The organism is Arthrobacter gandavensis (assembly GCF_015355785.1).
GTDB lineage: Bacteria > Actinomycetota > Actinomycetes > Actinomycetales > Micrococcaceae > Arthrobacter_B > Arthrobacter_B gandavensis_A.
Window position 1 is genome coordinate 613064 of the sequence record NZ_JADKYW010000003.1, and the last position, 22848, is coordinate 635911.

The following is a 22848-nucleotide window of genomic DNA, read 5'->3' on the forward strand; positions in this document are numbered from 1 at the left end:
CAACAGATTTTTCATCTATTTTGGTTACTGTCTTGTAAAAACCTAAGGGGCCCCCGCATGCACGATCCGGCAGAACTCTGCGCAGAACTGATTCGCTTTGATACCTCCAACTACGGTGAGGGCAAAAGTAACGGAGAGCGGGAGGCCGCCCTCTGGGTAGCGGCCCGGTTATCCGCCGCGGGCCTGGAGCCGGTGGTCCTGGGCCCGGAGGAAAACCGGCAGTCCGTGGTGGTGCGGGTGCCCGGGACGGACCGCTCTCTGCCGGCGCTGCTGGTGCACGCGCATCTGGACGTTGTGCCTGCCGAACCGGAACAGTGGAGCATGCCGCCCTTCGAGGGGCTCATCCGGGACGGCTGGATCTATGGGCGCGGTGCCGCCGACATGAAGGATATGGCCGCCATGACCCTAGCCACGCTGCTGAACTGGGCGGACTCTGGCCAGCAGCCGGCGCGGGACATCGTCGTTGCCTTCGTTGCGGATGAAGAGGACAAGGGAGCCTACGGCGCCGACTGGCTGGCCACCGAACACCCCGAACTGTTTGCCGGGGTTGAGGCTGCCATCGGTGAATCCGGCGGCACGGCCACGCTGCTCAGCGGCGCCGACGGACGCACCGTGCGTCTCTACCCCGTGGGTGCCGGCGAGCGCGGCACCATGCACATCCGGGTCCGCGCGGACGGCATCTCAGGTCACGGATCCCGGCCTGTACCGGTAAATGCGGTCAAGAACCTGATCTCCGCCCTTGACCGGCTAGGCAACCACCGGTGGCCGCAGGTGCTGGTGCCCGTGGTCCGCTCCTACATTGAACAGACGACGACGGCGCTTGGTTTCAGCGCGGACCTCAGCACCGAAGCGGGTGTGGAGGCTGCCATCGATGCCATGGGCGAGGCGGGACGGGTAGCTCGGGTGACTGTACGCTGCTCGGCAACGCCCACGGTCCTGCGGGCCGGCTACAAAACAAACGTCATCCCCGGCATGGCGGAAGCCGACGTCGACATCCGCTGCCTGCCCGGGACGGAGGAGGACACTCTGGCCACCGTGCAGGAGCTGCTGGGTCCGGACGTCAGCCTGTCTTTCCTGGCCCGGGAAAGTCCGCTGCAGTCCCCTGAGGATTCCCCCTGGTTCGATGCCATGCGGCAGGCCCTGGTACGGCATGATCCCGAAGCTGTGGTGGTGCCCATGTGCATGGGCGGCGGCACCGACGCGAAGGCGTTTTCCCGGCTGGGCATCCAGTGCTACGGCTTTGCCCCCCTCACCGCAGACCCTGAAGGACGCGAACCGGAGGGAGTGCACGGAGTGGACGAACGGGTACCCGTTGCCTCGGTTCGGGGCGGACAGCTGGTGCTGCAGGATTTCCTTACCCATGTCTGAGGCGGCGGGCTGCCCGTGGCCCCGGGCACAGCTGGAGGCCCTCTTCCAGGCACGTTTCGAGCACGGCAGCGCTCCGGCGCTCGCGGCTGAGGTGACCCGCCCCGGACATCCGCCGGCCCGCGCCCTGTGCGGCGCCGTGGACGAGGCGGGGCACCCGCCGTCGGAACGGACGGCGTTCCGCATCGCATCCTGCACCAAGTCCTTCACCGCCGCGGCCGCGCTGGTGGTACGCCGAGCCGGCGGACTGGACCTGGACACGGACATCCGCGAGTGGCTGCCGGAACTCAGGTTCACCGGAGCCTTCGCCGCGGAACCGGTCACAGTCCGGCAGCTGCTGACCATGTCCTCCGGCCTGCCCGAGGACGATCCCTGGGCCGACCGGCAGGAATCGATGCCGCTGGAAGAGTTCGAACTGATGATGGCTGCCGGTGTCCGGCTCGCTTCAGCACCCGGTGCCCGCTTCCGCTACTCGAACCTGGGCTACGCGCTGCTGGGCCGCATCCTGGAACGGGCGTCCGGAACGACTTACCGCGACCTGGTTACCGGCAGCCTGCTGCGGCCGCTCGGACTGTCCGATACGGCGTTCACCGCCGAGGAGCTGACGGTTCCCGTGGTGCGCGGCTACCGGCGGGCGCCGGACGGCTGGCAGCCGCTGCCCTTCTCCGGCCCCGGCGGGTTTTCGCCGATCGGCGGGCTTTTCTCCACCCTCCAAGACCTGCGTCACTGGGCACAGTGGCTGGCCGCCGGCGCTGCTTCGGCGGATCCATCCGCTGCAGGAACGCTCTCCGGGGGGCCGCTGGATGTGGCGGAGCGGGCCGAAATGCAGCAGATCCAGCAGCCAATGCCGCTGCGCCCCCAGGATCCGCCCGGAACCCGCCGCGGCTACGGGTTCGGCCTCAACGTCCTGGAGCATCCGGCGGCCGGGCGCATTGTTTTCCACTCGGGCGGCTATCCCGGGTTCAGTTCGCAGATGCGCTGGCATCCCGCGTCCGGCACCGTGGCGCTGGGCCTGGAGAACGCCACCTACTCCCGCGTTGGGGAGGCTGTCACGCAGGCGCTGGAGACCGCCGTTGGGCTTTCCCCGGCCTGCCCCGCGGGCCCACCGGTCCTTGCGGTGGCGGAGGAGCAGTGCGACGCCGAGACCTGGCCGGAGCTGCAGGAGGTGCGCACCGCACTGGGCGCCTGGCTTTCGGACCCCACGCAGGCTGCCGAGCGGGACCTGCGTGCCCGGTTCTCCCCCACCATGGACCAGGACCAGCCCTGGGGGGAACGAAGGGCGGAATGGCTGCGGCTGCGCGCTGCGGCAGGTCCGCTGCGTCCGGATGAAGTCCGTCCTGACGGCGGTGATGCTCCGGCTGAAATCCGCTGGATCGTGCCCGGCGAACATGCGGATCTGGCCTGCCTGGCACAGCTGACCCCGGTGGAACCGCCGCTGGTGCAGAAGCTGGAAATCACTGCGGCGGACGGCGCTTAACGCCGGACGGCGGCACCCCGGAACCCGGGGTACCGCCGTCCATGACGCAATTACGGCGTGTTCTCCGCGAAGGACGCGTCGATGTAGGCATCCTGGTCGATGCTCTCCGCGTACTCAATGGCGCCGGACTCCATCCACACGGCTTCCATGCCCTTGAGTTGTTCGGGCAGCGGTTCCAGGTTCGGCAGCCAGGTGTAGAGAGGAACAGACTTCAGTTCCTCCACAGTCTGTCCGGTTGCCTCGGCGATGATCTGCAGGTTCTCGTCCGAATAGCGCTCTTCGCCCTGCAGGTCCTGCGCTGCCTTCGCGACGGCGTCGAAGAATTTCTGGGCGTTGTCGCTGCCGGCGAACTGGCCGCCGAAAATCATACCGGTGCCGGAGGTACCGGCCGGCGGTACGGCCATGGAAACCCCGGTGCCGTCCTCGATCGCGAGGGTGGAGAACGGTGCGGAGATCAGACCGGCGTCCAGGCTTCCGTTTGCCAGGGCCGTCGGCATGTCGGGGTTGCCCAGGTTCACAACGTCGACGTCGTTGATTCCCAGCCCGGCTTCTTCCAGGGCGAGGCTGAGCAGAAACGCTCCGGTGCCACCCGCACCGCCTGCGGCCCCGATCTTCTTGCCCTTGAGGTCGGCGATGCTCTCAATCTCACCAGAGTCCACCGCTGCGGAGGAGACCACCAGGTCCGTCGGGCTCTCTTCCGTGTTCCCGTCGCTGACTCCCATCGAAGCCACAACCTTGATGTCCAGCCCCGTCTCGATGGCGCTGAACATGCCGGCAGAGAATCCGGCCGCAACGACGTCGAGCTTGCCGCTGGATGCCAGCGGAACCGCGTCCTGGCCGGACTTCACGGTTTCCAGCTGGACCTCGAGCCCCGCCTCCTCGAAGTATCCCTTCGCCTCCGCAACGTAGATTGGCGCGAAGATTGGGAGTTGGACAATGCCGACCTTCACGGTCGCGGACTCCTGCCCGTCTCCCTCGGCGGATGCGGACGTGTTTGAACCGCAGGCGGAAAGGGCCAAGCCTGCCAGCACCGTCGCTGCCAGGACCTTCATGTGCTTTTTCATTTCCTGTCTTTCTTCTTGGATCCGGTTGAGTACTTCCAGGGCAGGACTGCCCGTTCAAGCAAAATGATGAGAGCGGTGACGGTTGCGCCAACGAGTGACACCACGATCAGGCCGACGAACATCTTGCTGGGCTGGAACAGCTGCCACGAGTTCCAGATGAGGTATCCCAGGCCGTTGTTCGAAGCTACGAATTCGACGGCGGTGATCACGATGACGGACATGCCCGCCGCAACGCGCAGCCCGGTCATGATGGCGGGGGTGGCGCCGGGCAGCAGCACGTACCGGAAGAGTTTCAGGCCGCCGGCCTTGTAAGCGCGTGCCGCTTCCAGGACCCGCCCGTCAATCTGCACGATGCCCGCCAGGGTGTTGATCTGCATGACGAAAAAGACCGAGATGGCAACGGAGAGCACCTTGGGTGTCTCAGTGAGGCCGAAGATCAGCAGCAGCAGCGGCAGGATCGCGATCTTGGGCAGCGCGTACAGGGCAGTGAATGTGGGGCCGAGCGCCGCCCGTACGGGGCGCCAGACGCCCATGAGCAGTCCTGCCAGGATGCCGGCGGCAGCGCCTGCCACGAATCCGGTGAGCAGGCGGGCCACGGTAGCTGATGTGTGCTGCCACAGCTCTCCGCTCAGCGCCATGGCTCCTGCCTGCTGGGCGATTTCCGTTGGCGGGGTGAAAAGCCGCGCATCCAGTGCCCCGGATCGTGCCGCGGCTTCCCAGAGTCCCAGGAGCAGCAAGGGAGTGAGAACTGACAGCAGGAGATCACGGTAGCGCAGACGCACGGTACGCCGGTACTCCCGTCCGATGGCACGTTCGAGTTCAGGTCCCTTGCCGCCGGCGTGCGCGGGGGCGGGTGCGGCAGCGGTTGCGTGTGTCATTTATGAGTACCTCAGGGATGCTTGTACTTCGTCGCGCAGGGAATCCCAGATCCCCTGCTTCATGGCGGCGAATTCCGGTGTGCCTTCAATTTCCATGCTGCGCGGGCGGCCAAACGGCACGTCGATGATCTCCTTGATTCGCCCGGGACGCGCAGACATCATGACAATCTGGTCGCCGAGCAGAAGCGCCTCTTCGATTGAATGGGTCACTAGGACGACGGTCTTCCGCTCCAGCTCCCACAGCCGAACGAGCTGCTCCTGCATGAGCATCCGGGTCTGGGCATCCAGGGCTCCCAATGGTTCGTCCATCAGCAGCGCCGGGGACCCGGTAGCGAATGCGCGGGCGATGGCGATGCGCTGACGCATGCCGCCGGAGAGCTGGTGGGGGTAGCTTTCTTCAAATCCGGTCAGCCCTGCTTCTGCAATCCAGTGGCGTGCGTGTTCCATTCGTTCGCGCTTGCCGACGCCGGCCATATGCTCGCCGAACGCAACGTTCTGGAGGACATTGAACCAGGGAAAAACGCCGTGTTCCTGGAATACGAAGGCAGATTCGGGAATGCCTTCAGCCGAGAGGTTCCTGGTGACTGTTCCCGACGTCGCTGTCTCCAGTTCACCGAGGATCCGCAGAAGCGTGGACTTCCCGCAGCCGGACGGACCCACAATGCAGGTAAAGGATCCCTCGGTCAGTTTGAGGTTGATGTCGTCGAGCGCGAAGACTTTCTGCGACCCGGCGAACACCTTGTGCACGGATTCGACTTCGAATGCGTACCGGGCGGTGGGCGGAGCTTGTGTCATGTAAATTTCCTCGTCATCGTGAGGTTTGGGGCGCCAGGTGGCGGGGTGGGTTCGGGGAGCAGAAAACGCCGCCGATGTAGGAGCGGTCCCACTCGGTTTCGGACGCTGCCTCCGGGGTGTCGGGTTCAGTGAATTCCTGCGCGTAGTTTTCGGCATTGTCCTGTGGGAAGTAGCCGATTGCTGCGCCGCCGTCAGGGGAGAGATAGCTTCGGGTATTTGCCGAAACTCCCCAGAGGATGCGGAAACCATGCCCTGGATCAGCCAGCGCAGCGATGCACAGACGCGCGGCATCATCCGGTGAGAGCCAGGTGCTGAGCATTCGTACATCCCGCGGTTGGTCAAAGCGGGAAGCAATCCGCAAACACAGCACGTCCATACCGTGTCGATCCGCATAGTAGCTTCCCAACGCCTCAAGAGCCGCTTTCGAGACGCCGTACAACGTGTTGGGACGGACCGGCGTCGTATCGGGGATCAGCTCCCCGTGCGCAGGCACGGCGGTGAATCCCGCGGCATGGATCGAACTGGCCAGCACGGCTTTTGGAACCCCGGCCTGCCGGGCGGCCTCCAAGACCGAGTGCGTCCCGTCGATGTTGGCGGCAAGGAGCCGGTCCCAGTCATCCTCGAGCGGTATGCCGGCAAGGTGGATGACGGCGTCACACCCTCTGAACGACTCGACCAAAACCTCTGTTTCGGCCACTTCCGTCAGAGTCCATTCCTGCCCAAACCCATCTTCGGGGGCCACCCGGTCCACGCAGGAAACGGTGTACCCGGCGGACACCAGGCGCGGGATGATGTCCCGGGCCAGGCTGCCCGCAGCACCGGTCACCGCGATGCGCCGCCGGGAGACCTGCGCCGCCGTCACAGCAGTGCCCCCTGGTCCAGAAGCAGCCCGCGGAGCTTGGCAACGTCAACGCTGCCGGCAGAAGCGTGCAGGAAGGCGGCCAGCCCGGCGGCGTGGCCGGTGGCGAAAGAGGTTCCCATCACCCTGAGGGAGGCGAAGGAGCGGCTGTCGCTGCTGGTGAGCCGGCCGGCGCCCCAGAGGTTGCCAAGATTGGCGCTGGTCACCGCACCGTAAGGAATGTCGTACCACTTACGTCCCTTGATCCCGCTGTACGTCGTGGAACCTGGGGTGGCGTGGTCCTCCATGGGCCAGCCACAGCGGGCAATGCCGTCTTCCGGCCGGCGCCGGGCGGTCAGGACATCCTCTGCGCTGACGCTTTCCCGGCCGAGCATCCTTCGTGCCTCCCGAATCCCGATCTGCGGTCCGGTGGAGGCCAGGAAAGCCTGCTCCCAACCCTCCATTCCCGCCTTGAGTGCCTCCAGGTAATGCCGGGCCTTGGCCCTGGCATTCTGTTCCGCCTGGGACAGGTGATACACGTCCAGGACGTCAATATGCTCGTCCGGAAGCAGCAGCATAAGCTCTCTGGATCGCGGCATCCGGACGCAGGTGCTGTTGCTGCGAGGAAGGACCTGCCCTGTGGAGCGGCCGTATGCGGCGAAGGCCGCGTCCATGGCGTCGGTAGACAGGTCAGCGTCTTCCCGGACACCCCCAACCCGCATCACCAGAGTGCTGGCCTGCCGGCGTTCGGCCGGGGACAGCTGGAACTGTCCGCCGGCAGCTGCAAGCAGTGCCCCGTCTCCGCTGCAGTCCACAAAGGCCGCACCTTCGACCCGCAGAATTCCGCCGCGGTGCGCCAAGTCCACGGAGGTAATCGTTCCGGCTTCGGTTTGGGCGCTGATGAGCGTGCTGTGAAGCAGCAGGGTCACTCCGGCCTCCCGGACGAGGTTGTCCAGGACTGTCTTCGTGGTCTCCAGGTCAAGGACAACGATCGTATTTCCGGTAACCGGTGAGGTCTCGAAGTGCAGCAGCTCCTGGCGCTGCAGTTCGTCCAGGAAATCCTGCCCGATACCGCGGACCACCTGCTCCTTTGTCTGGTCGAAAAAACCGCAATAGGCCAGAACCGAGCTGTTGGTCGCCGCGCCGCCCAGAAATCCATATTGCTCTATGAGGCAGACCCGGGATCCGGCCCGGGCGGCGCTGACCGCGGCGGCAATGCCGGCCGCTCCTCCGCCCACCACAACAACGTCATAGGCGGTTTGAGGGAAAAGGGAAATCATCAAAATCCTTAGTTACAGTTCCAGTGGTGATCTGCGTCACCACTTCCGCTATGAACTCTCTGTCACCGACAGCCATAGATCAAATGCCGAAATGTTCGCCTGGCCATGCCTTTTAGGCATAGGCTGCCGGAATGGAATTGAGGCAGCTGAAGTATTTTGTCCGCACGGTGGAATCGGGGACCATTAGCGGCGCTGCAGTAGAGCTGCACATGACGCAGCCGGCGCTGAGCCGGCAGCTCGCAGATCTTGAGAAGGAGTTGGGTGGACCGCTGCTTCAGCGAACGCCCCGTGGAGTCTCCCCGACCTCTCTGGGGCTGGCCATCAAAGCGCACGCTGACGGCATCCTCGCCCAGGTGGACCGGACGCCCGAGCTGGTGCGGCTCGCGGCCAGCAAATCCTCGCTCGTGCGGGTGGGGGCTCCGCCTGGCATGCCGCATGACTGGTTCCAGCGGGCTGTTCGGGCTGTCTCATCGGCTGGACTGGACGTACACTTTTCGCTCTATGAGGGCAGCAGCGACGAGCAGGCCCGGTTGCTGCGGTCCGGTGACATTGACCTGGCGCTGCTGCATACCATGCCCGCCGACGGCATCAATCACCAGCATTTGTTCATTCAGCCGCTCGGCGCCGCTGTGCGCCCCAGCTCTCCGCTGAACACCCGCGCCGTTTTGGGTCTAGAAGACCTCGATGGACTCACCGTGATGGCCCACGCAGCGGGCGAGATCCGTGTCCAGGAGGTGAAGCTGCGCAGTGCTGCCGAAGCCGAAGGCATCCGCACCCACTGGGTGTTCCGCAGGTTCAGTCATCACAGTGTGCTGATTGCTGACCTAGCCGGGGCGGACGCCGCGTTGACCACAGAGGCCTCAGCGCGGACCAATTTTTCCGGCTGGAAATGGATCCCGCTTGCTGCCAAGGACGCCAGCGGCCGCCCACTCCAGGTAGAGACGTGGGCTGCCTGGAGGCCCGCCTCCGCACCGGAGCTGCGCAGGATCGCGTCGCTGTTTCGCACGGCTGCCGTCGAGGAGGCGAAAGCCTAGCCGATGCGGGCCCTCAGGGTGGCCGCAGGTAACCGGTCCCCAGCGTGCAATGGCCGGCACCCCTGACGGTGGGGCGCCGGCCGTCGGCGTTTCAGCGGTCAGCGTTCGGGCCGTTGCACGCAGGCTACGGCGCAGCGGTCCACATCTGTTCGAAGTTCTCCCGGTACTGCAGGTAGATGTCCCGGTTCGAGGTCTCCACGATCGCTTCGTCGTTGCGGCGCAGGGACGTGGCGTTGTAGTTGTGGCTGCCGGTCATGACCACATTTCGGCCGGAGTTCTTGCCGGTTGCATCCTCCACGATCAGATACTTTGAATGGATCCGGCCCGGCAGTGCCCCGGAGTTGAGTTCGCGCAGTTCCACGCCGGGCTGTGCGGCCAGCAGATCGAGGACCGTACTGTCCATTGGACCGTGCACGATCCGCACGGAACAGCCGTCCTGGGCCATCGCCACCAGCCGGTCGGCGATGCCGATTCTGGATTCATCCCATTCGGACATGCCGATCCGCACCTCGGTGGCTCCATTCGACTTGCAGCCCAGTTCGGAGAGACGCTCCTGGATGGGGTCCACGGTGGCACTGGGGAAGAAGTGGGCCGTCACCTTTCCGCCCTGCATTCCAGAAGTCACCGTCCGGTAGTAGTCCGGCTGCTGGACTTCCTCCGCAAGGTCCTCGAAGTACGAGGCGTAACCGTCATAGAGCCCCCGGTTGCCCGTGAAGGTGACCGCGTTGTTCCAGTAGGTCTGGGAGTTGACGTCCGTGAAGTTGGCAGAGGACTGCACTACGACGTCCTTCTCCCCTCCCGTCTCGGAGAACAGGTAGAACTTGTTGTGCTGTCCCTTGGTGCCGATGCAGGAGGAAGTGTTTCCCTCCGGAGACTGGTTGCTGCAGACATGGACCCATGAGCCGGAGCTTTCATCCGTGCCGAGTTCGCTAATGAGTGTGGCCGCGGCGGGCCTATCGATCTGCCATCCATCAATCACAACCTGGATGTCCACCCCGCGGCTGCGGGCGGCAAGCAGGGTTTCCGTGAAATCCATGCCGGCGGCGCCCGAAATGACGAAGTTCGCTATCTGTATTTTGGACCCGGGTGCTGCCTGGTTGACGAGGTTGCAGATTTGCTCCACCACCCCGGTGGGCCGGCCGGCAGCGGGATTGTTGAAGGCCGCACCCGTTGTCACCGGTGCGGCCGGAGCCGTGAGACAGGGGGCCGCCGCAGAGGCGGCGGCTGGCCCCTGGGCATTCGCCGCGGAACCGGCAGTGGCTGCCAGCATGACGGCCATAAGGGATGCAGCCAGGGCTTTGTACGTCGATTTGGGCATGCTCTTTTCCTTTGTGAGTGCGGGAACTTAGCGGTGCGGTGGTTTTCAGTGCATTGACTTACGGTGCGGTGCAAGTCCCCGGACCGCGGGACTGGGTCCGGGGAATAATCCGTGGCGGTCAGGAAACTCTGGAGTGCGCGAATTCGGGATTGGCGCAGTGCTGGAGCGGTTCGCCCCTCAGGTATCTGCCGACCTCAGCCGCGCCGATCTCGGCGGCTTTGTGAGCGGTTGGCTTACTCGCGCCGGCCAGATGGGGTGTCAGCACCGCGCTGGGGATGCTGCGCAGGCGTGACCCGGCGGGCAGCGGTTCGGACGGATAGACGTCAAGGCCAGTGCCGTACAGGTGTCCGGCTTCGAGCGCGTCGCAGAGCGCGTCGTAATCCAGCAACGCTCCGCGGGCCGCATTGATGAGGATCGACCCCGGACGCATCAGGGCAAGTTCCCGCGCGCCGATCAGCCCCGTGGTTTCCGGTGTGAGGCGGGCATGCAGCGTGACGATGTCCGCGGAACCCAGGAGTTCGTCTAGCGTTGACGCCTGCTCGAATTCCGCTGGCAGGGTTCCGGGCTGAATGAACGGGTCGAAGACGAGGATCCGTGCACCGAATCCGTGCAGGATCGCAGCGACACGCGATCCGATCGCCCCGTAGCCAATCAGGCCCACGGTCGCGCCGCTGATTTCCGGTCCAACCTCGTTGTAGCGGTAGTAGTCGCTTCGCCAGGCACCGGCGAGGAGCTCGGCGTTCCGCTGGGGAATTTGCCGCACTGCGGCCAGCGTCAGCGCCACGGTGTGCTCGGCGGTGGCGGTGGCGTTCCGTCCCGGGGCGAACGTGACGGCTACGCCGTGCGCGGCAGCGGCAGCGAGGTTGGCGTTGACCGGTCCCCCGCGGGTCACCGCGAACAGCCGCAGCTCGGGACAGGCACGCAGGACCCGCTCCGTCAGCGGCGCCATCTGGGTCAGGCAGATCTCGGCGCCTTGGAGCGCGTCAATCAGTTCGTCCTCGTCTCCGGAGGCCTCATCAACTTCCGCGATGCGGTGAAACGGTTCCACCGGCCAGGGAAGGGTCAGTTCGGCTGGGTCCGGCAGGTCCGGCGTATGCCGTGAGAGGGCTTCGCGCAGAAGGGAATTCAGGACAAAGTGGTCGCCTGCAATGAGTATGCGAGACACGGGGTACCCCAGTTCGGTTGGTGGAAGGTTCTTCAGGAAGGCAGCGGTGCGTTGAAGTGGAGCAGGGATGCCCGGCCGGCCGTGAGCTCAAGTTCCGTGAGCGCGCAGTTGGCCAGTTTGGGAAACACCCGGCGGTAGTGGCGAAGAGGTATCCCCAGGAAGCTGCACAGCAGAAGGCGGATGAGCGTCGAGTGCGCCACCACCAGGACGCGGGCCTCGGGATGGGCAGTGAAAATCTCCTCCAGCGCCTCGAGGCCGCGGGCTGCCGCATCCGGCGGAGGTTCCCCGCCGGGGAGGTGGTTCAGTGCCGGGTCGGTGAGAAAGGATTCATAAACCCCCGGATAGGCCTGCCGGATCTCGGCGGCTGTCAGGCCCTCGGCGTGGCCAAAGTGGAGCTCCCGAAGCCGGGTATCCTGCCGGAGCTCCTGCCCGGACGCGGCAGCCGCCGGCTGCGCCGTCGCTATGGCTCGGGCCAGGTCAGAGGTGACGACGGCGTCGAGGTTCTGGCGGCCTGCCCAGGCCGCGAGTGCGCGGGCCTGGGCCGTGCCGCGCGGGGTCAGGGCGACGTCACTGGATCCGGCGTATCGGTTTTCCTTGTGCCACACGGTTTCGCCGTGCCGGGCCAGGATGATTCGTGTCATGCGGCAGCTGCTTCCTGGGCATTGTCCCGGGCGTGGTTCGCCAGTGTGGTTCCAAGCCAGTTCCGGGACCGGAGCTCACTGACAAGCTGAAGGTAGGGTTCCATGTATTTCGCGGTAGCTCCCGGTTCAGGATCGAGCACTTCATCAACCGTGACCATGGCGGCGGCCGTCTCGGCGAGGGAGCCGGACCCGGCGGACGCAGCGAGGATGGCCATGCCCAGTGCGGGCTCGGCGTTCTTGACCAGCGTCACGGGCCGGCCCAGGACGTCAGCGCGCAGCTGGGACCAGCTCCGGCTGCGCGCAGCACCGCCGGTGAGGACGAGCGGCCCGCCCGTCGGTGCGCCCAGGCTCCGCAGGTGATCGAACGCCAGCCGTTCAACGAAGGAGATCCCCTGGATCAGGGCTGCGTAGAGTTCAGCGTCGCTGCCCGTGCGGCCCACGGTGAAGGCGAACGCGTCCGGGGCAACGAAAGGAAACCGTTCCCCTTTGGCGGATGCCAGCGGATAGATCACGGCTTTCGCGGGCAGGTGCCGGTGCGCCTCGGCGGAAAGGGCGTCCAGGTCCCGTCCGGGCAGCCGGGTGGTGATGTACCCGGCACCCGTGCCTGACGCCCCGCCGGGCAGCCATCCGCCGTCGGGCCCCCGGTGGGAATAGACAACTCCCGATGGGTCCTGCAGCAGCTGCTTCGTAGCGCCTTTGAGCACCAGGGTGGTGCCGATAACGGAGTTCCAGGCTCCGGGCGCCAGGGCACCGGAACCCAGCTGGGCCGCGCATCCGTCCGTCATACCGGCTATGACTGGAGTTCCGGCGGGTATGCCGGTGGCCTCCGCCGCGCCGGCACACACCTGCCCAAGGACAGTGCCGGAAAGTGCCAGTTCCGGCAGGACTTCCTCCCGAATCTCCAGCGCAGTCATGAGATCCTGCGGCCAGCAGCCGGCCTGCAGGTCACATCCCGTTTTCAGGGAGCTGCTCAGGTCACTGGCAACCGGCGCACCGGTCAGCAGCTCGTTGATGAAGTCGCTCTGGTGCAGGATGCGGTAAGGCGTGTTTCCCGGCGCGTTTTCCATCAGCCACACGGCCTTGGGAAGTCCCCACGAGCTCTGGACTTTTTGGTAGCCGAGCCGCCGAAAGAGATCCTGTCCCGCGTCGTTGACGCGCTCCGTTTCGACGGCGGCACGGGTGTCGTCATACATGAGGCCCGGGGTGAGGTTCTGCCCGGGCCTCCCGCCCAGCAGCACGGTTCCGGAGGTCGCGTCGACGGCCACACCGCGAATGGTGCCGTGCAGCGCGGCCGTTGCCTGTGCGCAGGCGTCGGTGACGGCATTCCACCACTGCCGCGGGTCCTGCTCATGCCGGGCGCCGTTCCGCACGCTGTCCAGGGAACTGCGGCCGGAGCCCATTACGGTGCCGGCGGAGCTGACGGCAAGAACGCGCACGCTTTGGGTTCCCAGATCGATGCCGATCCAGCAGTCTTCACCTGTCCGTGCCTCAGGCAGCATGGACTGCCCCTCCGCTGTGAGCCCCGCGCAGCTGCTCCAGCTGGGGCCACGCCCCGCGCGCAGTGGAGCGCAGGGCGAGGAAGGCGCTGAAATGCTCCGAGTAGGCGGCGCTGGATGGGCCGGGGCTGAACACGTCCCGTTCCCGGCTGTAAAGCTTGGCGCCGGCCTCCAGGTCTGGAACCGCGCCCAGCGCGGCCATCGCGGCGATAAACGCCCCTTTGGCCCCGACTTCGGAGTCCGCCGAGCGGATAATTGGCACGCCCGTGACGTCCGCGAGGATCTGCGCCCACGCAGCGCTGTTCGCTCCGCCGCCGCAGATCCGCAGTTCCGACGGCGCAGTGCCCGAGGCTTCGAGGCAGTCGCGGATCACGAAGCTGAGTCCCTCCACCACGGCCCTGGCCACGTGCGCCGGGGTGGAATCGAAGGAAAGCCCCAGAAGCATTCCCCGCGCCTGCTGGTCGAGGAAGGGCGCGCGTTCCCCCGCTGGTGACAGGTAGGGCAGGCAGACGAGTCCGCCGGCCCCGGCGGGGGCCCCGGCGGCCAGCGCGCAGACCGCGGCGGGGCCGTCCAGTCCCAGGAGACCGGCCGCCCAGGCGAGCACCTCCGTCCCGGCGAGGGTGGGGAAGGCCCGGAGATACTGTCCGGGCGGACCGATGGGTATCGTCGCGCCGGCGCCGTCGCCGTCGCCGTCCGGGGCATGAACCGGCGTCACGGACTGGGTGCAGAGCGTAGTGCCCAGGATGGTGCACGCACTGCCGGCCGTGACCGTTCCCGCGCCGATGGCCGTGGCCACGATGTCGTACGGCGCCATTACCACCGGTATGCCGGCGGCCAGCCCCAGGGCCTGCGCAGCTTCCGGACTGAGCTGCCCCACCCTGGAGCCGTCGCTGATCAGCGGCGGCAGGAACGCGCCCATCCAGGCAATTCCCAGCTGGTCCAGCTGGGGCTGGCTGTAAGCGCGGAGGCGGATGTCCAGGAACGGTGCCGCGGCATCTGACTCATCCATAGCGGCGGTGCCGGTGAGGCAGGCGTACACCCAGCCGTTGCAGCTCAGCGACGTTCGTGACCGTTCCAGCCGTGCCGGGTCATGCTCACGGAGCCAGGCCATGATCGCGTGGGGAAGTCCGGCGAAGGTCCGGGTCCCGCTGATCGCGAAGGAAGCCGGTTCATACCCGGCCGCGGCCCACCGGTCTACGATTCCTGCGGCGCGGGCGTCGTTCCAGAGGATGGCGTTTCCCGTCGGCTGCAGGTCTTCGTCCACCAGCCAGCAGCCGTCCCCCTGGCCCGTGATGGTAAGCGCCTCCACCTGCTGTCCTGCCCGCTGCGCCGCCGCCCGGACCGTCTCCGCGACGGCTGCCCAGACTTCGTGCATGTCCTGTTCCGCCCAGCCGGGTTCGGGATGCAGCACCGTGGTCTGCCTCCGGGCCACCGCCAGTTCGGTTCCGTCCCGGTGGTAGGCAACGGCTTTGATCATGGAGGTGCCGGCATCAACGCTGATAATCGCCATGGGAATCCTTCCAGTGGCTGGAGCGGTCAGTCGAGGGGAAAGTGGCAGGCAACGGCGTCTTCCCCCGATCGGTTTTCCAGGACCGGGGCCTCGGTGGCACAGCGTTCCTGCGCCTTCCAGCATCTGGTGCGGAAGCGGCATCCGGACGGTGGGGAGAGCGGGGAGGGAACATCTCCCTTCAGGATGATTTCGGTATCTTCAGCGTCCATCCAGTCATCCATGCTGGGAGCCGCGGAGAGCAGTGCCCGAGTGTAGGGGTGCCTCGGATGGCTGAAGATGCGGCCGGCATCACCGGTCTCCACGACGGTTCCCAGATACATGACGGCTACCCGGTCTGCGATATGCCGGACAACTCCCAGGTCATGGGAAATGAAGATGTAGGAAATGCCTGATTCTTTCTGCAGGTCTTCAAGCAGGTTCAGGATCTGCGCCTGGATGGACACGTCCAGAGCTGAGACGGCCTCGTCGCAGACAATGACCTGCGGCTTCAGCGCCAGTGCCCGGGCGATGCACAGGCGCTGGCGCTGTCCTCCGGAAAACTGGTGCGGGTACCGGCTCGCGTGTTCGGGGCTCAGCCCAACCCGTTCCAGGCAGCGGGCTATTTCTTCGGGCCATTCGCTTTTCTCCACGATTCCGGGGTGGATTTCCCAGCCTTCGGAGATGAGTTCACCGGCGCGCATGCGGGGATTCAGGGATGAGAACGGGTCCTGAAACACCATCTGGATGTGCCGCCGGGCCGGACGCAGCTCGCCTGCTTTGAGGGTGCCGACGTCCCGTCCGTCAAAGTGGATGCTTCCGGCCAGCGGTTTGAGCAGGCCGACGAGCGTCCGGGCCAGTGTGGACTTGCCGCAGCCCGACTCCCCCACGATGCCCAGGGTCTCGCCCCGGGCCAGCGTCAGGTCGACGCCCGAGACGGCATGCACGGACCGTCGTTTACCCAGCCAGGATGCGGACTTAACGCTGTAGCCGGCTACGAGCCCCGTGACGTCCAGCAGGGCGGTGTTCTCAGACATGGCTTGCTCCCGTGGAGTCGTGGGCCTGGACCCGTTCTGCGTGGTGGCAGGCACAGCTGCGGCCTGTCCCAAGGTCCCGCAGGGCGGGAACGACGGCGAAGCATTCGTCGGTCGCGAAGGGGCACCGGGGGTTGAAGTCGCAGCCCTGCGGCCGGTTCCGGGGATCCGGCGGATGCCCCGGAATGGGCACGGCGCGTCGCTGTCCGGATCTCTCCGGCGTCGCGGCCATGAGTCCCTTGGTGTAGGGGTGGGACGGCCGGGTAAAGATCTCTTCCACCGTTCCGCACTCGACGATCCTCCCGGAGTACATGACAGCGACGGCGTCAGCCGAGCGGGCAACCACGCCTAGGTCATGGCTGACGATGATCATGGACATGCCGCGGGCCTGGCAGCGCTGGCGCAGCAGCCGAAGAACCTGCGCCTGGACCGTGACGTCCAGGGCCGTCGTAGGTTCGTCCGCGATGATCAGGCTGGGCTGCAGCGCGAGGGCGATGGCGATGACCACCCGCTGGCGCATTCCGCCTGAAAACTGGTGCGGATAGTTGTTGTACCGGTTGGCTTCATCAGGGATGCCTACCTCGCGCATCAGGGACAGCGCCGCTTCTCTGGCTTCCGGGCGCCGCATCCGGCTGGACCGGATGAACATCTCCGCGATTTGCTTGCCAACTGTGATCACGGGGTTCAGCGCAGACATCGGATCCTGGAAGATCATGGAAATCTGCTGGCCCCGGATGGCGCGCCAGTCCTTCTCGGACAGGCCCACCAGTTCGGTTCCGCGGAATTTGATGCTTCCGGCGGAAATTTCCGCTCCCGGCGGCAGCAGTCCCAGCGTTGCCAGGGAAGTCAGGGTCTTTCCGCTGCCCGATTCTCCGACGATGGCCAGGGTCTTGCCCTCTTCCACGGTGAACGTTGCGTCGCAGACCGTCTGGACAGGCGTGCCGTCGGTCCGAAAGTCGATGGACAGGCCGGATACGTCAAGCAGCGGCCCTGGGGCATTGGAGGTGTTGAGGCTCATGTCTTATCCGTTCTTGCGCAGGTCGGAATGGTCGCGGAAGGCATCGCCCAGGATTCCGACGCACACCACTACGAGCGCGAGGGCCAGTCCCGGAAGCGTGGCGATCCACCAGGCGCTGGCAAGGTGGTCCCTGCCGTTGGCGATGGTGGCGCCCCAGGAAGCGTCGGAGAGGGGAACGCCCAGCCCCAGGAAGCTGAGGGACGCTTCGGCGACCATCGTCAGGCCCACCTGGACGGTGGCGGCGACAATCAGCGGCTGCCAGCAGGAGGGGATGATGTATTTCAGCAGGATGCGGGTGTTCGAGGCCCCGAGCACGCGGGCGGAGTCGACGAAATCCAGGTGCCGGGTGGAGAGCGCCGAGGCCCGAACCACCCGGGCGAAGATCACCCAGCGCGTTATGGCCAGCGCCAGGATGACGTTCACCAGGCTGGGACCCAGCACGCCGGCCAGGAGAATGGCCAGCAGGATTGAGGGGAAGGCCAGTTGGATGTCGCCCAGCCGGGAGATGAGGGCGTCCCACCTGCCCCCGAAAAACCCGGAGGTTACGCCGAGGATGAGTCCCACTGCGCCGGCTATGGCAATGGTGGCGAAGGCAACGGTCAGGGAAACCCTGCTGCCGGCGACTACCTGGGCCAGCATGTCCCGTCCCAGCTGGTCGGTGCCGAGCAGCGCCACCCCTCCCCCGCTCAGCTCCGCCCCGGGCGGAAGGAGCCGGTCGGGAAGACTGGTGGCAACGCCGTTGTACGGGAGGAGGAAACTTCCAAAGATTCCCGCGCAGACGAAAAGGGCCAGAATGACTGCGGCGCCCAGCACCATTGGGCTCCGGAAGGTCCTGGGACGGCGCCTGCTCCGGGGAGCGGCTTCCGGGACGGGGAGTTTTGTGCTCATGAGGAAGTCTCCGGCGTGAGGCGGGGGTCTACGGCGAAGTACAGCAGATCCACGGCCAGGTTGATGATGACGTAGGCCACCGTGATGGCGATGACCGTGGCTTCCGCAATGGCGTAGTCACGGTTGGTAATGGAATCAACCATGAGTGAACCGATGCCGGGCCAGGAGAAGACGTTTTCAATGATCACGGCGTCGGCGATGAAGTTGCCAAGGATGAAGCCCAGTGCGGTCACGATCGGCACCAGGGTGTTTCTCATGACGTGGACGTAGAAGATCACCCCGGGTGCCAGTCCCTTGGCTTTTGCCGTTCGGACATAGTCCTTGCCGATTTCCTCCAGTGCCCCGTTGCGCACCAGGCGGGCAAGCCAGCCGATGAAGGGCAGGGCCAGCGTGAAGGCCGGCAGGATCGACGTTTTGAAGGTCCCGTCCGGGACTGCCGGCACAAGGTTGAGCCATCTGGAGAAGACCAGGATGAGCATGATGCCAACCCAGAACGCGGGCAGGGCCTGGCCGGTCAGGGACATGACGGAGACGATTCTGTCCGCGATTGTTCCGGGACGCCGGGAACAGTAGATCCCCAGCGGAACACCCAGCGCCACAGTAAGCACGAAGGCGTAAAAGGCCAGCAGCAGGGTGGCCGGAAGCCGGGACAGGGTGATGGCCAGTGCGTCGCCTCCGAGCCGCCAGGATTCGCCGAAGTCCCCCTGCACCACCTCCCACAGGTGCTGGAAGTACTGGATCCACAGCGGCTCGTTCAACCCCATGTCGATGCGAACCTGGTCGACTTCCGCCGGCGTCGCGTTGGCCCCGACCATAAGGAGCGCAGGATCTCCGGGGATGGCGCGCAGGACTATGAAGACGATCGTGATGGCACCGAAAATCAGGATCAGGGTTTGCCAGATGCGTTTCGCGAGGAAGGTCTTCATTCGGACGTTCCAGCCGGGACGAAAGCATCCTGACGGACGCGTGTGGATTCCCGGAGGATCATCTGCGCGGGTTTGACTATGTGGGCGGGTTCGTCCGTTGACGCGGTGCCGTCAATCCGCTGAATGAGCAGGTTCACTGCTGACGCGCCGATGGATTCGGCCGGCAGCGCCATGGTGGACAGCGGCGGCTGCATGTATGCGGAGAAGGGGTGATTGCCGTATCCGAAGACTTCGATGTCTTCCGGTACGCGCAGTCCTGCCTCAGCAAGTGCCTTGTACAGTCCCAGCGCAAAATGGTCGTTGCCCACCAGGATCGCTGATCCGGGCGTGAAGTGCTGCAGCAGGGCCCGCGCGGCCTGGTAGGCAGCGGCGGGGTCCCAGGGCAGCGTGCTTGAGTCCTGGCGGTTCGTGGGGACTCTTTCCACCAGCTGGTGTTCTTCCCCGTGGCCCGCCTCCTTCATGGCACGGGCGTAGCCGTTGGTCCTGGAACGAACCGTGGATATCTCCAGGTCTTCCTCAAGCAGGCAGACGCGGCGCTGGCTATCCGTATGCAGGAGGGCCCTGGTTGCCTCGTAGGCCCCCTGCTCATGGTCAACGCCAACGAAATCCCAGTTGAAGCCCTCCAGGAAACGATTGATGAGAACCATGGGAATGCCGTATTTCCGCAGGAGTTCCCAGGGCTCGGCGGTCTGCTGGGAGGGGACGACGATTGCACCGTCCACCCCCCAGCGGTAAAGCGTCTGCACCGCCGAACGCTCATTGTCCGGGTTTTCCTCAGTGGCGAACAAAAGCAGCGAATAGCCGTGGTTCCGGCACCGTTCCTCCACTGCGCTAATAAGGCGGGCATAAAACGGGTTGGACGGGTTGGTGATAACCAAACCAATAGTCATGGCTTTTCCCAGGACCAGCGACCTGGCCATTGAGTTTGGAACGTAGCCCATGTCTGCTGCTGTTTTTTCGATCAGCTGCCGGGTGCTTTCCTTGACGGCATCCTTGCCGGCGAGCGCCCTGGAAACGGTATTCACGGAAAGGCCTAGGGCGTCGGCCACCTTCTTTAGCGTTGCTCTGTTGCTGCTCAACGGGTACCTTCTTCAGTCTCCGACGGTTCGTGGGCCGGTCCAACCCCGGGTGTCACTTGGCGTTCAGGGATATGCGGGACAGATCCGGCTGGTTGCTGGCCACGGGAACAAACCCTTCGAGGCTTTTGCGCCGTCCGTAGGCCGTCACGATGCTTGCCGGGAAAATACCCGCTGCTTCATCCCAAATTGTCTTGCACGCTTCGGCGTACAGCTTTTCCCGCTCCGGCTGCTCGGCTATGGAATGTGCCTTGTCCAGGACGGCGTCCAGTTCCTGGTTGGAGTACCCCAGCCGGTTCGCGGCTGAGGTGTACAGCCTGCCGAGGGTGAAATCCGCGTCTCCGGTTGTGACCGTGTTGGTCTGGAGGTCCATATCCCAGTCCAGGGTATTCAGCCGCTGCAGCCAATCCGCCTTCTCAATGCTCTGGGCCTCTACTTTGACCCCGATCTTGGCCCAGTCGGAAATCATGGCCTGGGCCAGTTCCGTGGCGGACGGGCCCGTTCCGGCGAACCACATGAGCGAGGTGGAGAAACCGTCCGCCATTCCCGCTTCCTTCAGCAGTTTCCGGGCCAGATCAGGGTCGTGCCGGTACGGTTCCTGCTTGGCGTAACCGAAGACTGTTGACGGGATAGGCGCCGTCATTACCTCGGCGCCCTCCCCATAAAGGGTGGAGACGATGGTCTCGACGTCGAGTGCGTGCCACATGGCCCGGCGCACGTTGGCGTCCGTAAACGGAGGCCGGCTGCAGTTGAACCAGTTGAAGTAGTAGACGTAGCTGGGGATTCTTTCCACCGTTGCATCGCCAATGGCCTCAACCTCCTTGACCTGATCGGCGGGGACCGGCCAAAGAAGGTCCACTTCCCCGGTACTCAGGGATGTGATGGCGCTGGAAGTTTCAGCGATGTAGGGCATTTCGATGTCAGCGACCTTGCCCGCATCGCCCCAGTACTGATCGGACCGCTTCAGTTTGAGGGATGAGGAGGGAACAAAGGATGCCACCGTGTAGGGCCCCGAACCGACCGGGTTGGCAAAGAAGTCGGGGCTGTTGGCCGACGCCGCGGGGACGATGAAGAGCAGTGTCAGATTCACCGGCAGTGTGCCCAGCGGCCCGTCCGTCTTAAAGGTCACGGTTGACGTTCCGGTTGCTTCGGCGGATAAGACCGGCGCCCAGAGGGGCGTCTGGGCCGAAGTTACTGACTGGATCCGTTTGAGTGACTGCACCACGTCCTCGGCCGTCAGCGGCGTGCCGTCGTGGAAGCTGACGTCATCACGCAGAGTGAACACCCAGGTGGTGGGATCCGCTTGTTTCCACTCCGTGGCCAGGGACGGCACAATCTCCGTGCCGTTCCGGCGGACCAGGGTGTCAAAGATGAGGTACTTCGCGATGAGCGAGGCTTCATCCACAGCGGTGTTCGCTGCGTGCGGGTCGAGGTCGGTTATCGGCTGGCTGAAGACGGCTTTGAGTGCCCGGTCCGCGCCTTCCGTTGTTCCTCCCCCGACCCCGCAGGATGCCAGGAACGTTGCCGCCGCTCCCGCGCCCGTGAGGAACATGAAATTGCGTCTGTTTATCTCAAGCCCACCGGGCGTCCTCTGAAACATCTTTGTTCCCTTGTTCGTTTGCTGCTGTTGGGGTGGTTTTAGCCCTTGAGGGCCAAGTAGATCTGGACTTTGGCGCGCCCGTCGGGAGCACCGCTGTCATTGCGGACGTCTCCCTTGAGCCGGAGCCATCCGCCGAAGTCGGACGTGGTCCAGCTGACCGTCCCGGTTTCGGACACGGTCTTGGGTGAGTCGTCGATGTCGCACCAGTTGAGTCCGTCCGGTGAGACCTGGACCTGCGCGTTCATGGCCGTGCCGGGATCGATGGAAAGCGTATTGATGAACCAGCGTGCTTCGCTGGCCCATGCCACTTCATAGGGTTCCGTAGCGAACTGCCCCTCGAGCGAAGAGTTTCTTTCCAGTACGGCGGTGAATGATTGCTTCATAAGATTTTTTACCAATCTACGGAGATGAGGACTGAATCCAGGTATACGAAGTTGCGGACATTGGCGTGGGTTCGCACGGAAACATAGAAATTGAGGAGGTTGCCCAATGAGCCGTATTCCTCGTCATACGCCGGAACCGGAACATCCCGCATATCGAATACTTCGTCGTTGACCTGCAGCTCAACATTGGAACGGGTCTCCGTGTCGATCACCCAGCGGACGTAGTGCCAGTTGACCTTGGTGGGGACTTCGTTGAAGCACAGTTCCTGGCGCGGCGTGAAGGAGTGCCAGTCCTCGGGGTTGGGGGCGGTGAAGTCTGCGGTGCGCGGCAGTTTGATCTTGCCTTCGAAGTGTTCACGGGGAGTCGGTTCCGGCACGGACGGGTATACCCATTCCTGGACGAGCTTGTTGTCCAGGTCCGTGTTCAGATAGCGGGCTACGCAGTGGTAGCGGACGCCGTCGCAAATATCCGTTGCTATGGTGAGGGCGCCGAACTGCCGCTCGGAGGGATGGAAGTTCGCGTCCCAGTTCCCGCTGCCTGCCTCGTGCGCGGCACCGTTTTCCTCAGAATGGGCCTCTGCCTTGTAGGCGAGGTACGTCTCGAATTGCACCTTGCCCTTTCCAGCCATGGTGAGCCGGCGGATGGCCACGCCGGTGTGTCCGGCCTCGGGGCGGGTCGAAACCTTGAGGGCGTATGTCCCTGACATGGCGCCGTGCGTTCCCACGTCGAAGAAGTTGCAGGAGCTGAGCTGCGGCGGGCGGAAATCGCGCATGTGGTCATCGACTGTGTCGAGGTTGCCAAACTCGTCGTGGTTGCCGATCAGTTCAATCCACCCGTGCGTGCCGGTGTTGAAATCGTCATGCACCAGAATGCGCGGCAGCGGGTTGAATTTGGACAGTGCTGGATCTGCGGCGACGGCGGATTTGCGCAGCGCATCCACCAGATCGTTTGTAGCGTCAATACTCACTTGTGCTCCATTCAGGAATTAATCACGCGGAGCAAAATTAACGTTCACGATAACGTTAATTTTTTGTGGCCGAACCATCATCGCTCCGAATAATAACGTTCACGATAACGTTCATGTT

The 22848-nt window shown here is 64.7% G+C and carries 21 protein-coding genes; 3 read left to right on the plus strand and 18 right to left on the minus strand.

Going from position 1 to position 22848, the window contains the following annotated elements:
- The first annotated feature begins 57 nt into the window (after positions 1-57).
- Together ITX31_RS04110 and ITX31_RS04115 are read left to right on the plus strand one after the other, a co-directional pair.
- On the plus strand, positions 58-1368 hold the full coding sequence (locus ITX31_RS04110; protein ID WP_194782171.1) for a M20/M25/M40 family metallo-hydrolase: 1311 nt from the start codon (positions 58-60) through the stop codon (positions 1366-1368).
- A complete protein-coding gene (locus tag ITX31_RS04115) occupies positions 1361-2842 on the plus strand; it encodes a serine hydrolase domain-containing protein (RefSeq protein WP_194782172.1) in 1482 nt (493 codons plus the stop codon). Before ITX31_RS04110 ends, ITX31_RS04115 begins: the two co-directional genes overlap by 8 nt.
- A gap of 50 nt (positions 2843-2892) precedes the next feature.
- Here the strand turns inward: ITX31_RS04115 and ITX31_RS04120 are convergent, their stop codons facing one another.
- Genes ITX31_RS04120 through ITX31_RS04140 form a run of 5 tightly spaced genes read right to left on the minus strand, consistent with a single transcriptional unit; the run spans position 2893 to position 7697 of the window.
- Positions 2893-3906 (minus strand): ABC transporter substrate-binding protein, encoded by a 1014-nt coding sequence (locus ITX31_RS04120; RefSeq protein WP_194782173.1) that lies wholly within the window; start codon positions 3904-3906, stop codon positions 2893-2895.
- Positions 3903-4784, minus strand: coding sequence for an ABC transporter permease (locus ITX31_RS04125; protein ID WP_194782174.1), 882 nt, complete (start codon positions 4782-4784; stop codon positions 3903-3905). The genes ITX31_RS04120 and ITX31_RS04125 overlap by 4 nt, the downstream gene beginning before the upstream one ends.
- On the minus strand, positions 4785-5579 hold the full coding sequence (locus ITX31_RS04130; RefSeq protein WP_194782175.1) for an ABC transporter ATP-binding protein: 795 nt from the start codon (positions 5577-5579) through the stop codon (positions 4785-4787).
- A 13-nt stretch (positions 5580-5592) separates the two neighbouring features.
- Positions 5593-6441 (minus strand): NAD-dependent epimerase/dehydratase family protein, encoded by an 849-nt coding sequence (locus ITX31_RS04135; RefSeq protein WP_194782176.1) that lies wholly within the window; start codon positions 6439-6441, stop codon positions 5593-5595.
- On the minus strand, positions 6438-7697 hold the full coding sequence (locus ITX31_RS04140; RefSeq protein WP_194782177.1) for an FAD-dependent oxidoreductase: 1260 nt from the start codon (positions 7695-7697) through the stop codon (positions 6438-6440). The genes ITX31_RS04135 and ITX31_RS04140 overlap by 4 nt, the downstream gene beginning before the upstream one ends.
- A gap of 131 nt (positions 7698-7828) precedes the next feature.
- Here ITX31_RS04140 and ITX31_RS04145 point away from each other — a divergent pair, with 131 nt between their 5' ends.
- Positions 7829-8731 carry a LysR family transcriptional regulator gene (locus ITX31_RS04145; RefSeq protein WP_194782178.1) on the plus strand — a complete coding sequence of 301 codons (903 nt, stop codon included), beginning with the start codon at positions 7829-7831 and terminating at the stop codon, positions 8729-8731.
- 124 nt (positions 8732-8855) lie between these two features.
- Here the strand turns inward: ITX31_RS04145 and ITX31_RS04150 are convergent, their stop codons facing one another.
- From ITX31_RS04150 to ITX31_RS04210, 13 genes are all read right to left on the minus strand, one after another.
- On the minus strand, positions 8856-10049 hold the full coding sequence (locus ITX31_RS04150; protein ID WP_228528944.1) for a phospholipase D-like domain-containing protein: 1194 nt from the start codon (positions 10047-10049) through the stop codon (positions 8856-8858).
- A 118-nt stretch (positions 10050-10167) separates the two neighbouring features.
- Positions 10168-11214 (minus strand): 2-hydroxyacid dehydrogenase, encoded by a 1047-nt coding sequence (locus tag ITX31_RS04155; RefSeq protein ID WP_194782179.1) that lies wholly within the window; start codon positions 11212-11214, stop codon positions 10168-10170.
- Between the two features lie 32 nt (positions 11215-11246).
- On the minus strand, positions 11247-11855 hold the full coding sequence (locus ITX31_RS04160) for a histidine phosphatase family protein (protein WP_194782180.1): 609 nt from the start codon (positions 11853-11855) through the stop codon (positions 11247-11249).
- A complete protein-coding gene (locus ITX31_RS04165; RefSeq protein WP_194782181.1) occupies positions 11852-13354 on the minus strand; it encodes an FGGY-family carbohydrate kinase in 1503 nt (500 codons plus the stop codon). Before ITX31_RS04165 ends, ITX31_RS04160 begins: the two co-directional genes overlap by 4 nt.
- Entirely contained in the window at positions 13344-14861 is a 1518-nt protein-coding gene (locus tag ITX31_RS04170; protein ID WP_194782182.1) for an FGGY-family carbohydrate kinase, read from the minus strand. Before ITX31_RS04170 ends, ITX31_RS04165 begins: the two co-directional genes overlap by 11 nt.
- A 26-nt stretch (positions 14862-14887) precedes the next feature.
- Positions 14888-15874: an ABC transporter ATP-binding protein gene (locus ITX31_RS04175; protein WP_194782183.1), complete on the minus strand. Its 987-nt coding sequence runs from the start codon at positions 15872-15874 to the stop codon at positions 14888-14890.
- A complete protein-coding gene (locus ITX31_RS04180; protein WP_194782184.1) occupies positions 15867-16889 on the minus strand; it encodes an ABC transporter ATP-binding protein in 1023 nt (340 codons plus the stop codon). Before ITX31_RS04180 ends, ITX31_RS04175 begins: the two co-directional genes overlap by 8 nt.
- A 3-nt stretch (positions 16890-16892) precedes the next feature.
- Positions 16893-17777, minus strand: coding sequence for an ABC transporter permease (locus tag ITX31_RS04185; protein WP_228528945.1), 885 nt, complete (start codon positions 17775-17777; stop codon positions 16893-16895).
- The gene (locus ITX31_RS04190) at positions 17774-18703 is read right to left on the minus strand and encodes an ABC transporter permease (RefSeq protein WP_194782185.1); all 930 of its coding nucleotides are present in this window, start codon (positions 18701-18703) and stop codon (positions 17774-17776) included. The genes ITX31_RS04185 and ITX31_RS04190 overlap by 4 nt, the downstream gene beginning before the upstream one ends.
- On the minus strand, positions 18700-19782 hold the full coding sequence (locus ITX31_RS04195) for a LacI family DNA-binding transcriptional regulator (RefSeq protein WP_194782186.1): 1083 nt from the start codon (positions 19780-19782) through the stop codon (positions 18700-18702). The genes ITX31_RS04190 and ITX31_RS04195 overlap by 4 nt, the downstream gene beginning before the upstream one ends.
- Positions 19783-19834: 52 nt before the next feature.
- The gene (locus ITX31_RS04200) at positions 19835-21331 is read right to left on the minus strand and encodes an ABC transporter substrate-binding protein (protein ID WP_323745578.1); all 1497 of its coding nucleotides are present in this window, start codon (positions 21329-21331) and stop codon (positions 19835-19837) included.
- 86 nt (positions 21332-21417) lie between these two features.
- Positions 21418-21762 (minus strand): hypothetical protein, encoded by a 345-nt coding sequence (locus tag ITX31_RS04205; RefSeq protein WP_194782188.1) that lies wholly within the window; start codon positions 21760-21762, stop codon positions 21418-21420.
- 8 nt (positions 21763-21770) lie between these two features.
- The gene (locus ITX31_RS04210; protein ID WP_228528946.1) at positions 21771-22730 is read right to left on the minus strand and encodes a DUF6772 family protein; all 960 of its coding nucleotides are present in this window, start codon (positions 22728-22730) and stop codon (positions 21771-21773) included.
- Positions 22731-22848 lie beyond the last annotated feature (118 nt).